Source organism: Streptococcus parasanguinis (assembly GCF_901875555.1).
In the GTDB taxonomy this organism is placed as follows: Bacteria; Bacillota; Bacilli; order Lactobacillales; family Streptococcaceae; genus Streptococcus; species Streptococcus parasanguinis_H.
Map to the genome: position 1 here is coordinate 1 of NZ_CABFMD010000015.1, position 15,009 is coordinate 15,009.

Consider the following 15,009-nt stretch of genomic DNA (forward strand, 5'->3'; position numbering starts at 1 on the left):
CTCTACTAGGCTGATTTCATCAGCTTTTACAGCCCTACTCAACTGTGCGGAGGTGGGACGACGAAATCGAATTCTAAAGAATTACCGATTTCTGTCCCACTCTCATTTTTTTAATGTTGAAAGAATTTCAAGAGGGGTGTGGCAAATATAATCTGGTGAATAAAGAAGCAGGTCATCTAGATCTCCAAATCCCCAAGTAACTGCCATAGTTTTTATACCAACTATTTGACCTCCTATGAGGTCAAATTTTGTATCTCCAATAATGACTGTCTCTTCTTTTGGAAGGTTATTGATTGACAAGGCGTATCGAATAACATCGGCTTTGTGGATACGATCTGAATTTGATCCATAAATTCCTTTAAAGTATTTGGCGATACCTAAATCTTGACACATCTGTAAAGCAACTGGTTCATATTTTGAAGTTGTGACGTAAAGCTGTAAACCTTCATTTTTCAAAGCTGTCAAAGCTTCAGTAATATGAGGAAATAGGGTTGATTCATACTGCCCTTTTTCATGATAATACTGGCGATAGATAGTGACTGCTTGATCTACCAAATCTTCAGGAAGAGTAGCTTCAAAACTAGAAATCAAAGGTGGCCCCATAAAACTTCGAATGGTTTTGGCATCGGGTTCTGGAACTTTTAATACGTCAAACGTGTGTTGAAAACTGTTTGCTATGCCTTTTGAACTGTCGACTAATGTTCCATCTAAGTCAAATAATAATGCTTGCATCTTATTCTCCAAATATTTCTTTTTGCAATTTACGACCGGTTGGTGTTGCAGCTAAACCACCTTCTGCAGTTTCTCTAAAGGCTGTTGGCAGACTAGACCCAACTTGGTACATGGCATCAATCACTTCATCGACAGGAATTTTTGATTCGATACCTGCCAAGGCCATATCAGCAGCAATAAAGGCATAACTGGCTCCCATTGCATTTCGTTTAACACATGGAACTTCAACCAGTCCTGCTACAGGATCGCAAATGAGTCCGAGCATATTTTTGATCACGAAACAGATAGCTTGACTAGCCTGATATGGAGTTCCCCCAGCAGCTAGTGTCAATGCAGCCGAACTCATAGCTGAAGCAGAACCAACTTCTGCTTGACAACCACCTTCTGCACCTGAAATAGAAGCATTATTGGCGATAACTAAACCAAATGCTCCTGCAGCTAATAGGAATTCTAATTGTTGTTGATGGGTTAGACCTAATTTTTGGGTTGCTGCAGTAAGAACTGCGGGAAGGCAGCCAGCGGATCCTGCAGTGGGTGTTGCACAGACCAGTCCCATTTTAGCATTGTGTTCGTTGACAGCAATAGCATTCTTAGCAGCCGTTAAGACAGTTACATCCGACAAGGTTTTTCCTGCTTGGATATAGCGATCTAATTTTGCAGCATCTCCTCCGGTTAATCCACTACGTGAATGGTTTTCATCTAAACCCAATCGAACAGAATCAATCATTACTTCGAGATTTCGTGTCATTAATCGTAAGACTTCCTCACGTTCTCGACCGGTTAATTCGTATTCGGTTGCAATCATTAATTCAGCAACGTTTCCTGCATATTGCGAGTTTGCTTGTTCTACGAGGTCTACAATTGAATAAAACATACCGACTCCTTATTTGAAAAAGTTGACATTATGAAGGTTAGGAATTTTACGAATATCTTTAAGAGCTTCCTCGCAACTTCTTGAGTCAACCTCAATAATCATAATTGCTTTTTCCCCTGCTTTTTCCCGTGTTACGTTCATTTGAGCGATATTAATATCGTAGCGAGAAAGAGCATCTGTCACATGAGCAATCATACCAGGAACATCTTGGTGAACGATGATAATGGTTGGTGTGTTCATATTTAAAGAAATAGCAAAACCGTTTAACTCAGTGACCTGAATATTTCCACCACCGATGGAAATTCCTGTTACGGAAATTGTTTTGTGGTCATTTTTGACTGTAATAGTCGTCGTATTTGGGTGCGGAGCATTGCTTTCTTTTTGGATGGACCAAACGATGCGAATGCCTCGTTCATGTGCAATTTTTAGACTATCTGGGATTCTAGGATCATCTGTGTCCATTCCTAAGATGCCTGCTACTAAGGCTAAATCTGTTCCATGGCCACGATAGGTTTTTGCAAAGGAATTAAATAATTGAAATTCGACTTCTTTTGGTTCCTCTCCGAAAATAGAAGAAACGATTTTACCAATTCTTACAGCACCTGCTGTGTGGCTACTGGATGGTCCAATCATGACAGGGCCGATAATATCAAAAACAGATTGGAATTTTAAAGAGTTCATACCTCTGCTCCTTTACAATCAATTTACTTCATTATATCAAATATGACTTCTGAATGCTTTTATTTTTTCTGAAAACGAGCAGAAATCTTAAAAGAGCCTTAAAGCATTTATATTAGCCTAGAACTTTAGCATTTCTAACATCTAATTGAAATATTTGATACATAATTTCAATAAAGATGAAATATTTCTTGTGTAGTATAGATGTATACCAATAAAGGAGTACATAATAATGAATAAAAAACAAATGATGAAACATGTGATTGGACTAAGTTTACTTGCAGGATTTTTCTTTCCAATTGTCGCTAATGCTGATTCTTATACTGTAAAATCAGGTGATACTTTATCAGCTATTGCAAAAGAAAAAAATACAACGGTTGATGCAATTGCTAAGAAAAATAAGATCAGCAATGTGAATCTCATCACGGTTGGTCAGGTTCTAGAGATTGAAGATGTGAATGCAACGAATAAAACTTCAGAGCAAGCTACCACTAGTAAAACTGACACTACACAAGCAACAACTACTGTCTCTGCTTCAGATGGCTTGAGTGCAGAAGATGCAGCGGCCAAGGAATGGATTGCCCAAAAAGAATCAAGTGGTAGTTATACAGCACAAAATGGCCAATATTATGGTCGTTACCAATTGACTATCACTTATTTGAATGGTGATTTATCACCTGCAAACCAAGAAAAAGTGGCCAATCAATATGTTGTCAACCGTTATGGATCATGGTCAGCAGCTAAAAACTTCTGGTTAGCAAATGGTTGGTATTAAAACCATTTAGAAGAGTTCTTTACGAGGACTCTTTTTACTTTACAGTCCTGTAAAGAAACATACTATGGTCAACAGGAAGAATGGCAAGATGCTTGTTTTCTACTATAAAGCGTGTTACAATTGATAATGCTCAAAACGACCTTCAATCGTTGAAGCATACCACGACCTTCAATCGTGAGAAACGAAAAGATGGGAGAAATCTATGAGTGATAACTCGAAAACACGTGTTGTTGTTGGAATGAGTGGCGGTGTCGACTCATCTGTAACGGCTTTGTTGTTAAAGCAACAGGGGTACGATGTCATTGGCATCTTCATGAAAAACTGGGACGACACAGACGAAAGTGGCGTCTGTACAGCTACAGAAGATTACAAAGATGTAGCAGCGGTTGCAGACCAAATTGGCATTCCGTACTATTCTGTCAACTTTGAGAAAGAATACTGGGATCGTGTCTTTGAATACTTCCTTGCCGAATACCGAGCTGGTCGAACACCAAATCCGGATGTCATGTGTAATAAGGAAATTAAATTTAAGGCCTTTCTAGATTATGCCATGACACTTGGTGCCGATTATGTAGCGACAGGGCACTATGCACGCGTGGCGCGTGATGCGGATGGCATTGTCCATATGTTACGTGGCGTTGACAATGGAAAGGATCAAACTTATTTCTTAAGCCAGCTGTCACAAGAGCAACTTCAAAAAACCATGTTCCCGTTGGGACATTTAGAAAAGCCTGAGGTTCGCCGGTTGGCAGAAGAGGCTGGACTAGCAACGGCTAAAAAGAAAGATTCCACTGGAATCTGCTTTATTGGAGAAAAGAATTTCAAAGAATTTCTAGGCAACTACCTTCCTGCCCAACCAGGTCGAATGATGACTGTCGATGGACGAGATATGGGCGAACATGCTGGTTTGATGTATTACACAATCGGTCAACGGGGTGGACTTGGAATTGGTGGCCAACAAGGTGGAGACAATGCCCCGTGGTTTGTAGTTGGTAAAGATCTGAGTCAAAATATTCTGTATGTCGGTCAAGGCTTTTATCATGAGGCCCTTATGTCAACAAGTTTACAAGCTAGTCAAGTTCACTTTACACGAGAGATGCCTGAAGAACTTACGTTAGAATGTACAGCTAAGTTTCGCTATCGCCAGCCAGATTCCAAAGTGACGGTTCATGTCAAGGGTGACAAGGCAGAAGTGATTTTTGCTGAACCTCAACGGGCTATTACGCCAGGTCAGGCTGTTGTCTTTTACGACGGTGAAGAGTGTCTCGGTGGTGGTTTGATTGACAATGCTTATCGAGATGGTAAAGTTTGTCAGTATATTTAAATTGACAAATTCAGTCAATCTGATACAATAAAATAAGCAATAGAAATGATGGTCAAAGCTCATGGATGTTGCAGGCTTTTTTGTCCTGCACTTCTCAGAGTTTTGACTATTTTTGTGTGATTTTGAAAGGAAGTAAAATGAGGCAACAGGATTTTCGGACGAAAATAGGTTCTACTGTTTTTGGTGTGAGAGCGACTGCTTTGATTGTAAAAGATAATCGCTTGTTCGTCATAGAAGATGAGGACGGCTGTTATACAATCGGAGGTGCTATTCAAGTCAATGAAACTACAGAAGATGCGGTAGTTCGTGAAGTCAAAGAGGAACTTGGTGTCACATCTACAGCAGGTCCGTTAGCTTTCGTGGTTGAAAATCACTTTGAACAAGCTGGAATCCACTACCATAACATTGAATTTCATTATTTGGTGGACTTGCTGGAAGATGCGCCTTTGGTCATGCAGGAAGAAACAAAGCAATTACCTTGCCGGTGGATTGCTTTAAATGATTTGCATACTGTTGACCTGAAACCAGCATTTTTAAAAACAGCCTTACCAGAATGGGACGGAAAATTACGACACATCCATCTTGAGAAATAGGAGAAAAACATGACTTATAATTTTATTGAAGAATACGATATCATTGTAATCGGTGCGGGGCATGCAGGAGTAGAGGCCTCTCTAGCTGCTAGCCGTATGGGTTGTAAGGTCTTACTTGCGACTATTAACATTGAAATGCTGGCCTTTATGCCTTGTAATCCATCAATTGGTGGTTCTGCTAAGGGGATTGTTGTCCGTGAAGTAGACGCACTCGGTGGAGAAATGGCGAAGAACATCGACAAGACTTACATCCAAATGAAAATGCTCAATACTGGTAAAGGTCCTGCGGTTCGTGCACTTCGGGCTCAAGCAGACAAGGAACTTTACTCTAAAGAAATGCGGAAAACCGTTGAAAATCAAGAAAATCTGACTCTTCGCCAAACCATGATTGATGAGATTTTGGTGGAGAATGGTAAGGTTGTTGGTGTAAGGACTGCAACTCACCAAGAGTATGGGGCAAAGGCTGTTATTGTCACTACTGGGACAGCTTTACGCGGAGAAATTATCATTGGAGATCTTAAGTATTCGTCAGGACCTAATCATAGTCTAGCTTCTATTAATTTGGCCGATAATCTCAAAAAGCTAGGATTAGAAATTGGACGTTTCAAAACAGGGACTCCACCTCGTGTAAAGGCATCGTCAATTAACTATGACGAAACGGAAATTCAACCTGGAGATGAAGCTCCAAATCATTTTTCTTATACATCGCGTGATGAAGATTATGTAAAGGATCAAGTTCCTTGTTGGTTGACTTATACGAATGGTCATAGTCATGAAATTATCCAGAATAATTTACACCGGGCACCTATGTTTACAGGGGTTGTAAAGGGAGTAGGTCCTCGCTATTGTCCGTCCATTGAGGATAAAATTGTCCGTTTTGCTGACAAAGAGCGTCATCAACTATTCTTAGAACCTGAGGGACGAAATACAGAAGAAGTCTATGTTCAAGGGCTGTCAACGAGTTTACCAGAGGATGTTCAGCGGGATCTCGTCCATTCTATTAAGGGACTTGAGAAGGCAGAAATGATGCGAACGGGTTATGCGATTGAGTATGATATGGTTTTGCCTCATCAATTACGGGCAACTTTGGAAACCAAGAAAATTTCAGGTCTCTTTACAGCTGGCCAAACCAACGGAACGTCTGGCTATGAGGAGGCTGCTGGTCAAGGAATTATTGCAGGGATCAATGCGGCGCTAAAAATCCAAGGAAAATCAGAACTCATTTTGAAACGCAGTGATGGTTATATTGGGGTCATGATCGATGATTTGGTAACAAAGGGAACGATCGAACCGTATCGTTTGTTAACAAGCCGTGCAGAATACCGTCTGATTTTACGTCATGATAATGCCGATATGCGCTTGACAGAAATGGGACGATCAATTGGATTGGTAGATGATGAACGTTGGCAACGTTTCGAAACCAAGAAGTATCAGTTTGAAAACGAGATGAAGCGTTTAGATAGCATTAAATTAAAGCCTGTAAAGGAAACCAATGGGAAGGTTGCTGCAATGGGCTTTAAACCATTGACAGATGCTGTCACTGCTAAAGAATTCTTGAGACGACCAGAAGTGTCTTACCAAGATGTGGTGGAATTTATCGGTCCTGCAGCTGAAGAACTGGATGATAAAATCATTGAATTGATTGAAACTGAAATTAAATACGAAGGTTATATTTCAAAAGCAATGGACCAAGTCGAAAAAATGAAGCGTATGGAAGAAAAACGAATTCCTGCGAATATTGACTGGGATGATATTGACTCTATTGCAACCGAAGCGCGTCAAAAATTTAAATTAATTAATCCAGAAACGATTGGTCAAGCAAGTCGTATCTCAGGTGTCAATCCAGCAGATATCTCTATTTTAATGGTTTACTTAGAGGGTAAATCTCGGAGCATCTCCAAAAATAAAGCAAATCACTAATCAAATGAGGCTGAGATGATGTTTCAGCCTCAATTTTATGGATTGAAACCTGTTGTTGCCATTTACACAGTTGTAAATGTTGTTTACAAAGTAGTGAAGCGGAGGAAGAGCTTTTTACTGGTCGATCTTCTCTGTAATATAGAGAGAAACCTCGCTTTTTACCTCTATTTATGGTATAATTCCGAGAAGAGGTTTATGATGAAAAAATTTCGTTTATCGTTCATCCATTATGTGTTAATTGGTTTTATTTCATTTGCAATTTTAGCAATTTTTTTAAGAATCTTTGGCAAAGGCTATGTAACTCTCGTTGCAATTTTTTTAGTCTTAGCTGCATTGATTGCTTTATTTGAATACCAGTTACAAATTTCAGAGTTAGATGAATTAGAACAAATACAATATGTTAACCATCAGGCAGAAAGCGGATTAGCATCTCTCCTTGATAAAATGCCTGTTGGAGTTATTAAGATTAATGAAGAATCAAATGAAGTAGAGTGGTTCAACCCCTATGCTGAATTGATTTTTTCAACAGATGATGGAGACTTTGATGTTGAGTCGTTGAAAAAGTTGCTCAATACTCTGTTTGAGGATAAAGGACACTATGTCACTGTAGCCGATAAGAAATATTCTGTTTACTTTGATCAGACGTCTAGTGTTGTTTACTTTTTTGATGTTTCAAGTGAGTATGAAGCAACTGTGGGGTTGGTGACAACTCGTCCTGTTATCGGTATTATTTCTGTTGATAACTATGATGATCTAGAAGATGTCATTTCAGATTCTGACATTAGTAATATTAATAGTTTTATCGCCAACTTTGTAGAAGAGTTTACAGCTCAATACCATATGTTTTACAGACGTGTGGGAATGGACCGTTTCTATTTGTTTACAGACTACACGGTTTTAGAACAATTGATGGAATCAAAATTTTCAGTCATCGATCAATTCCGTGAAGAAGCTAAAAATCGTGAGCTACCTATTACCTTAAGTATGGGGTTCTCGTACGGTGATGGAGAGCATGATGAGATTGGTAAAGTAGCTCTCTTGAACCTAAACCTTGCGGAAGTTCGTGGTGGGGATCAAGCAGTTGTCAAGGAAAATGATGAACAGAAAAATCCGATTTTCTTTGGTGGAGGGACTGCTTCGGCTGTTAAGCGGACTCGGACTCGAACACGCGCTATGATGACAGCTATTTCAGATAAGATTAAATCCGTTGATCAAGTCTTCATTGTTGGACATAGAAACTTAGATATGGATGCTTTAGGAGCGTCTGTGGGAATGCAGTTTTTCTCAAGTAATATTTTGTCATCTTCTTACGTGGTCTATGACCCGCATGCGATGGCTAGTGATATTTCAAGAGCAATTGCGAAACTAGAAGAAGAGCAGGTAACGAAAATCCTTACCCTAGAGGAAGCCATGCAAATGGTGACAGATCGCTCTTTGTTAATTATGGTTGACCATTCTAAGACAGCCTTGACCCTTTCTAAAGAGTTTTATCAGGAATTTCAACAGATTATTGTTATTGACCATCATCGTCGAGATGATGATTTCCCTGAAAATGTTCTGATCACTTATATTGAAAGTGGAGCAAGTAGTGCGAGCGAATTGGTAAGTGAACTTATTCAGTTCCAGAAGTCGAAGAAAAATCGGTTGACGAAGATTCAAGCTAGTGTCTTGATGGCTGGGATCATGCTGGATACCAAGAACTTCTCTGCTCGTGTTACAAGTCGGACCTTTGATGTGGCGAGTTACCTTCGCTCAAGAGGTAGTGATAGTGTAGCCATCCAGGAGATCTCTGCTATTCAGTTTGATGAGTACCGCGAAGTGAACGAACTGATCTTAACTGGTGAAAAGATTTTGCCACATATCATCGTAGCTTGTGCCAATACGACGAAAGCTTATGATTCAGTAACCATTAGTAAGGCGGCTGATAGTATGCTGGCCATGTCTGAGGTGGAAGCAACTTTTGTCATTGCTTGCAATCAAAGTGGGACTGTCTCGATTTCTGCTCGAAGTCGAAGCAAAGTCAATGTACAGCGTATCATGGAACAGCTTGGTGGAGGTGGTCATTTCAATTCGGCAGCCTCTCAAATTGAGGGTCAAGATTTGATGAGTATTCGTCAACAACTGATTGAGACTATTGAAAACGAAGTAATTATTGAAAAGGAGAATGTAGAATGAAAGTTATTTTCTTAGCGGATGTAAAAGGTAAAGGTAAAAAAGGCGAAATTAAAGAAGTGCCTACTGGTTATGCACAAAACTTTTTGATCAAGAAAAATCTTGCGAAAGAAGCCAATGCCCAAGCAATCGGGGAACTTCGTGGAAAGCAAAAGTCAGAAGAAAAAGCGCATGCTGAATTAGTAGCAGAGGCGCAAAGTATCAAGGCAACATTAGAGAACGAAGCAACTGTTGTTCAGTTTACGGAAAAAATTGGACCAGATGGCCGTACTTTCGGCTCTATTACCAATAAAAAGATTGCAGAAGAACTTGAGAAACAATTTGGCATTAAAATTGATAAACGTCATATTCAAGTTTCCTCTCCAATTCGTTCAACAGGTTTGATTGACGTCCCTGTAAAAATTTATCAAGATGTTACAGGTGTGATTAATATTCGTGTAAACGAAGGGTAAACACGTTCGATAGAAAGGTTTTTTTATGGCTGAGATAGAAGAGTTACGAACACAACCTCAGGACATCCAAGCTGAACAATCAGTGTTGGGAGCCATCTTTATTGATGAGGGGAAATTGGTCTTTGTTCGTGAATATATCGAGCCTGGCGATTTCTTTAAGTACTCGCACCGTTTGATTTTTAAAGCCATGATCGATCTAGCTGACCGTGGAGATGCGATTGATGCGACGACTGTCCGAAATATCTTAGATAGCCAAGGAGATCTGCAAAATATAGGTGGACTCTCCTATTTGGTAGAAGTGATTAATTCAGTGCCAACGTCGGCCAATGCAGAGTATTATGCAAAAATTGTAGCTGAAAAAGCAGTTCTCCGTCGGTTAATCTCTCGCTTGACAGAAAGTATCAATCAAGCGTATGAGGGGGCAAACCCTTCAGATGAAATCATTGCGGGTGCTGAAAAAGCTCTGATTGATGTTAGTGAAAACACAAATCGTAATGGATTTAAAAATATTCGAGACATCTTGAATAGTAACTTTGGTAGTTTGGAAGCTCGCTCGCTTCAAACCTCTGATATTACGGGTATTGCGACAGGATATCGCGATTTGGACCATATGACGACGGGGCTACATGAGGAAGAGTTGATTATTTTAGCGGCTCGTCCTGCAGTCGGGAAAACGGCCTTTGCACTAAATATTGCTCAGAATATTGGAACCAAATTGGACAAAACAGTGGCTATTTTCTCATTAGAAATGGGTGCTGAAAGTTTGGTTGACCGGATGTTAGCAGCTGAAGGATTGATTGAATCCTATTCGATTCGTACAGGTCAATTGACGGATGAAGAGTGGCGGAAATATGCTATTGCCCAAGGTAATTTGGCCAATGCGAGTATTTACATCGATGATACCCCAGGAATTCGGATCACTGAGATTCGTTCGAGAGCAAGAAAATTATCACAGGAAACAGGGAATCTCGGTCTTATTCTGATTGACTACCTGCAGCTGATTACAGGGACTGGAAGAGAAAATCGCCAACAAGAAGTTTCAGAGATTTCTCGTCAATTAAAGATTTTGGCTAAGGAATTGAAGGTTCCTGTTATTGCATTGAGCCAACTTTCTCGTGGTGTGGAGCAGCGTCAAGATAAACGACCTGTTCTTTCAGATATTCGTGAATCTGGATCGATTGAGCAGGATGCAGATATTGTAGCCTTCTTGTATCGTGACGATTATTATGATCGTTCTGGAGACGAGAAAGAAGAAGGGATGCCCAACAACACGGTAGAGGTTATTATCGAGAAAAACCGTTCTGGTGCGCGTGGGACAGTCGAATTAATATTCCAAAAGGAATACAATAAATTCTCAAGTATTTCAAAGAGAGAGGAGCAATAAGATGAGTGATGCATTTACAGATGTTGCAAAAATGAAAAAAATTAAAGAAGAAATCAAGGCCCATGAAGGACAAGTGGTTGAAATGACGCTTGAAAATGGACGGAAACGTCAAAAAAATAAATTTGGACGCTTGATTGAGGTCTATCCGTCCTTGTTTATCATTGAGTATACAAATGACAATAGCCTACCAGGTGAACCGGCAAATACTTATGTTGAGTCATACACCTATTCAGATATTTTAACAGAAAAGAATTTGATTCGTTATTTAGATTAATGCAACAAAGTTCTTGCATTTTAGATCAAAATCGGTTATTATAATAAATATATATGGGAGTCTGTGTACAGTCTGAGAGGAAGTGTAAGCTTCGACCACACCTGATCTGGGTAATGCCAGCGTAGGGAATACAGGAAATGTATGTTTCTTTATGTGTGACTTTGTGCAATCCGTCTCCTAGTTTGGAGGCGTTTTTTTATTTGAAAAGAAAGGAGGGTTATATGTCCTTTGCAAAAAGATATTCAAAGCAGTTGATTGGCGCATCTGGCTTTGTTGGCTTAATTGTTTTTTGGCAAGTCGCAGGTTTTTTAACGATCTTGCCAAAATTCGTATTGCCAACCCCACTTGAAATTGTGGCAGCCTTTATTCGAGATCGTGCTTTGCTGCTTCATCATAGCCTGTCCACCCTTCAAGTTGCCTTAATCGGGCTTGTATTGGGGATTGTGCTGGCTGCTATCTTGGCCATTCTGATGGATAGTTTTGGATGGTTGAATGATCTGCTCTATCCTTTTATGGTGGTTATTCAGACCATACCAACGATTGCTCTAGCTCCAATTCTGGTTCTTTGGTTTGGTTACGGTGTATTCCCAAAACTCGTCTTGATCATTATTACGGTGGTGTTTCCCATTGTTGTGAGTCTCCTAGACGGATTTCGACATTGTGATCAGGATATTTTGCGGTTATTTCAGATTATGCAAGCCAATCGATTTCAAACCTTATTTCACTATAAGATCCCCGCAACACTCCCATACTTTTTTGCAGGTTTGCGTGTGAGTGTTTCCTATGCTTTTATCAGTACAGTTGTGTCAGAATGGCTAGGGGGCTTTGATGGATTAGGAGTCTATATGATTCAGTCGAAGAAGTTGTTTCAGTACGATACAATGTTTGCGATTATTGTGTTAATTTCTGCTATTAGCTTATTGGGAATGTTCTTTGTTGACCTACTAGAAAGGAGAATTCTAAAATGGAAATAGAATTGACAATGCTGTAAATTTTGTAAATATAGATTGACAATAATGTAAATGAGGTGTTCTCTATGAAAAAATATATGACCATTGTATTCACGCTTTTATTTAGTGTATTTGTTTTATCTGCTTGTCAAAAATCTGTCAAAGATTCGTCAAGTGGGTTGAAAAAGATTGATTTTATCCTTGACTGGACTCCCAATACCAACCATACAGGGCTTTATGTTGCAAAAGAAAAAGGTTACTTTAAAGAAGCGGGCTTGGATGTGGATTTAAAACTTCCACCTGAAGACAGTAGTTCAGATCTCATTATTAATGGGAAAGCTCCGTTTGGTATTTATTTCCAAGATTCTATGGCTAAGAAGTTAGATAAAGGAGCTGGGATTACAGCTGTTGCGGCTATCGTTGAGCATAATACATCAGGAATTATTTCACGAAAAGATGCAGCTATTAACAGTCCAAAAGATTTAGCTGGAAAGCGTTACGGGACTTGGAATGATCCTATTGAATTGGGAATGATCAAATCCTTGATGAAAAAGGAAGGAGCTTCGTTTGATCAAGTCAAGTTAGTACCAAATAGTGACTCCAATTCGATCACTCCAATCGAAAACAATGTCTTTGACGCCGCTTGGATTTATCATGGTTGGGATGGAATTTTGGCAGAACAAAAAGGAATGAAGACCAATTTCTTCTATATGAAAGATTTTGTTCCAGAGTTCGACTATTATTCGCCTGTTATTATAGCCAACAATGATTATTTGAAAGAGCATAAAGCAGAAGCCAAGAAGTTTATTCAAGCTGTCAAGAAGGGATACCAATATGCGATGGAACATCCTGAAGAAGCAGCAGATATCCTGATCAAACAGGCTCCTGCTTTGGCCAACCAACGCGATTTTGTCTTGGCTTCTCAAAAATACCTTTCAAGTCAATATGCTTCTGATAAGGATAAGTGGGGACAATTTGATGCCAAAAGATGGAATGCTTTCTATGCTTGGGCTAAAGAACAAGGCTTAGTCTCAAATGATTTAAGAGACAAAGGTTTCACAAATGAATTGGTAGGTGACTGATATTTTAACAGTAAAAGATGTAAGTTTCTCTTACGGTGATAAAGCGGTTTTAAATAGGGTTTCCTTGGAAGTGCCAAAAGGGGAAATTGTTTCTATTCTAGGTCCTAGCGGGGTTGGAAAATCAACTTTGTTTAATTTAATTGCAGGTATTCTGCCCTTGCAAGAGGGGTCTATAGAAGTAGATAATGCCCCTATCTCCTTTGGGAAAGTCAGTTATATGCTGCAAAAGGATCTTTTGTTGGAACACAAGACGGTATTGGGAAATATTATTCTTCCCCTTCAATTAAAAAAGATTCCTAAGGAAGAGGCGACATCTACAGCTCTAAAATTGTTAGAGGAGTTCAAGTTAGGAAGTATCGCCAACCTTTATCCCAATGCGCTGAGTGGAGGGATGCGACAACGAGTGGCGCTATTAAGGACTTATCTTTTGGGGCATTCTGTTTTCCTATTAGATGAAGCTTTTAGTGCCTTAGATGAATTGACAAGGCAGGATCTTTATCACTGGTATCTAGAAAGTAAGGAACGTCTTGGTCTCACCACTCTGGTGATCACCCATAGTATCGAAGAAGCTTTGACATTGAGTGACCGGATCTATATCTTGAATCATAATCCCGGTGAAATTATTGCCGATCTTCCTTTAAAATGGGATCCAGCAACGGATAGGGACTGGCAGCAATTGCAGTATAAAAAACGAATCATAGAATTATTGGCTGAATTTCATTGAAATTGTTTTGAAGGACTTTACAAAGTTTCTATTCCGTGATAGAATAGAATTTGTGCGAAATGACAGCAGGACAAAATGAAGCTCGTCAACAGGAAGTCAGCTAGAAAAGTAACCTTTGCTGTTTGGGCGAAGGCTTTCTGAACGAATCAGGTTTGTCTAAAACGTTATTTCCTACAAAAATTATTTTTATAGGAGGACATTTCAAATGTCACGTTATACAGGACCATCTTGGAAACAATCTCGCCGTCTTGGCTTGTCACTTACAGGTACAGGTAAAGAATTGGCACGTCGTAACTACGTACCAGGTCAACACGGACCAAACAACCGTTCAAAATTGTCAGAATACGGTTTGCAATTAGCTGAAAAACAAAAACTTCGTTTCTCTTACGGACTTGGTGAAAAACAATTCCGTAACTTATTCGTACAAGCTACTAAAGTTAAAGAAGGGACTGTCGGTTTCAACTTCATGCTTCTTTTGGAACGTCGTTTGGATAACGTTGTTTACCGTCTTGGACTTGCGACTACTCGTCGTCAAGCTCGTCAATTCGTTAACCACGGTCACATCCTTGTTGACGGAAAACGCGTTGATATCCCTTCATACCGCGTAACTCCAGGTCAAGTGATCTCAGTTCGTGAAAAATCAGCTAAAGTTCCAGCTATCCTTGAAGCTGTTGAAGCTACAGTTGGACGTCCAGCATTTGTATCATTCGATGCTGACAAACTTGAAGGTTCATTGACTCGCCTTCCAGAACGCGATGAAATCAACCCAGAAATCAACGAAGCACTTGTCGTTGAATTCTACAACAAAATGCTTTAATTTTAAGAAAAAACTTGCAGAAAGCCTACAACAGTGGGCTTTTTGTTTTGTCTTAAACCGTTGACTTCTGGGTTTGCTTAGATATTTGCTCGATTGATTCCATGGCCATCTCATAGAACGAGACGGCTTTTTTGTTTTCTTAAAACCGTAATATTCTAATAAAAAAAAGCCTGAGACAAAATGAACTGCACCCCAAAAGTTAGACAGAAAAATCTAACTTTTGGGGTGTTTTTATTATGAAATTAACTTATAAAGATA

General features: G+C 39.5%; 15 protein-coding genes and 1 riboswitch. Of the genes, 12 read left to right on the forward strand and 3 right to left on the reverse strand.

Annotated features, from left to right (window positions below):
* Nucleotides 1-102: 102 nt before the first annotated feature.
* From JX304_RS04635 to sdaAB, 3 genes are read right to left on the reverse strand one after another with little or no spacing between them, the layout of a single operon-like run.
* Nucleotides 103-732 (reverse strand): HAD hydrolase-like protein, encoded by a 630-nt coding sequence (locus JX304_RS04635; RefSeq protein ID WP_205011474.1) that lies wholly within the window; start codon nt 730-732, stop codon nt 103-105.
* A gap of 1 nt (nt 733) precedes the next feature.
* The gene (sdaAA, locus tag JX304_RS04640) at nt 734-1,606 is read right to left on the reverse strand and encodes an L-serine ammonia-lyase, iron-sulfur-dependent, subunit alpha (RefSeq protein WP_205011475.1); all 873 of its coding nucleotides are present in this window, start codon (nt 1,604-1,606) and stop codon (nt 734-736) included.
* 9 nt (nt 1,607-1,615) lie between these two features.
* Nucleotides 1,616-2,287: an L-serine ammonia-lyase, iron-sulfur-dependent subunit beta gene (sdaAB, locus tag JX304_RS04645; RefSeq protein ID WP_205011476.1), complete on the reverse strand. Its 672-nt coding sequence runs from the start codon at nt 2,285-2,287 to the stop codon at nt 1,616-1,618.
* A gap of 229 nt (nt 2,288-2,516) precedes the next feature.
* On the opposite strand from sdaAB, the gene JX304_RS04650 reads away from it, so the two are divergent.
* From JX304_RS04650 to rpsD, 12 genes are all read left to right on the forward strand, one after another.
* Nucleotides 2,517-3,059, forward strand: coding sequence for a LysM peptidoglycan-binding domain-containing protein (locus JX304_RS04650; protein ID WP_205011477.1), 543 nt, complete (start codon nt 2,517-2,519; stop codon nt 3,057-3,059).
* 202 nt (nt 3,060-3,261) lie between these two features.
* A complete protein-coding gene (gene mnmA / locus JX304_RS04655) occupies nt 3,262-4,383 on the forward strand; it encodes a tRNA 2-thiouridine(34) synthase MnmA (RefSeq protein ID WP_205011478.1) in 1,122 nt (373 codons plus the stop codon).
* Nucleotides 4,384-4,520: 137 nt separating this feature from the next.
* Nucleotides 4,521-4,976 (forward strand): NUDIX hydrolase, encoded by a 456-nt coding sequence (locus tag JX304_RS04660; protein ID WP_205011479.1) that lies wholly within the window; start codon nt 4,521-4,523, stop codon nt 4,974-4,976.
* Between the two features lie 9 nt (nt 4,977-4,985).
* Nucleotides 4,986-6,896 carry a tRNA uridine-5-carboxymethylaminomethyl(34) synthesis enzyme MnmG gene (mnmG, locus tag JX304_RS04665; protein WP_205011480.1) on the forward strand — a complete coding sequence of 637 codons (1,911 nt, stop codon included), beginning with the start codon at nt 4,986-4,988 and terminating at the stop codon, nt 6,894-6,896.
* 195 nt (nt 6,897-7,091) lie between these two features.
* The gene (locus JX304_RS04670) at nt 7,092-9,071 is read left to right on the forward strand and encodes a DHH family phosphoesterase (protein ID WP_205011481.1); all 1,980 of its coding nucleotides are present in this window, start codon (nt 7,092-7,094) and stop codon (nt 9,069-9,071) included.
* A complete protein-coding gene (gene rplI / locus JX304_RS04675) occupies nt 9,068-9,520 on the forward strand; it encodes a 50S ribosomal protein L9 (RefSeq protein WP_205011482.1) in 453 nt (150 codons plus the stop codon). Before JX304_RS04670 ends, rplI begins: the two co-directional genes overlap by 4 nt.
* Nucleotides 9,521-9,545: 25 nt before the next feature.
* A complete protein-coding gene (gene dnaB / locus JX304_RS04680) occupies nt 9,546-10,904 on the forward strand; it encodes a replicative DNA helicase (protein ID WP_205011483.1) in 1,359 nt (452 codons plus the stop codon).
* A gap of 1 nt (nt 10,905) precedes the next feature.
* The gene (locus JX304_RS04685) at nt 10,906-11,178 is read left to right on the forward strand and encodes a Veg family protein (RefSeq protein ID WP_003009183.1); all 273 of its coding nucleotides are present in this window, start codon (nt 10,906-10,908) and stop codon (nt 11,176-11,178) included.
* A gap of 43 nt (nt 11,179-11,221) precedes the next feature.
* Nucleotides 11,222-11,323, forward strand: a riboswitch (TPP riboswitch).
* Between the two features lie 76 nt (nt 11,324-11,399).
* A complete protein-coding gene (locus JX304_RS04690; protein WP_205011484.1) occupies nt 11,400-12,152 on the forward strand; it encodes an ABC transporter permease in 753 nt (250 codons plus the stop codon).
* Nucleotides 12,153-12,214: 62 nt separating this feature from the next.
* Nucleotides 12,215-13,210, forward strand: coding sequence for an ABC transporter substrate-binding protein (locus JX304_RS04695; protein ID WP_205011485.1), 996 nt, complete (start codon nt 12,215-12,217; stop codon nt 13,208-13,210).
* Nucleotides 13,203-13,934, forward strand: a complete 732-nt coding sequence (locus JX304_RS04700; RefSeq protein ID WP_205011486.1) for an ABC transporter ATP-binding protein — start codon at nt 13,203-13,205, stop codon at nt 13,932-13,934. Before JX304_RS04695 ends, JX304_RS04700 begins: the two co-directional genes overlap by 8 nt.
* A gap of 205 nt (nt 13,935-14,139) precedes the next feature.
* A complete protein-coding gene (gene rpsD, locus JX304_RS04705; protein ID WP_003002210.1) occupies nt 14,140-14,751 on the forward strand; it encodes a 30S ribosomal protein S4 in 612 nt (203 codons plus the stop codon).
* The last annotated feature ends 258 nt before the right edge of the window (nt 14,752-15,009 follow it).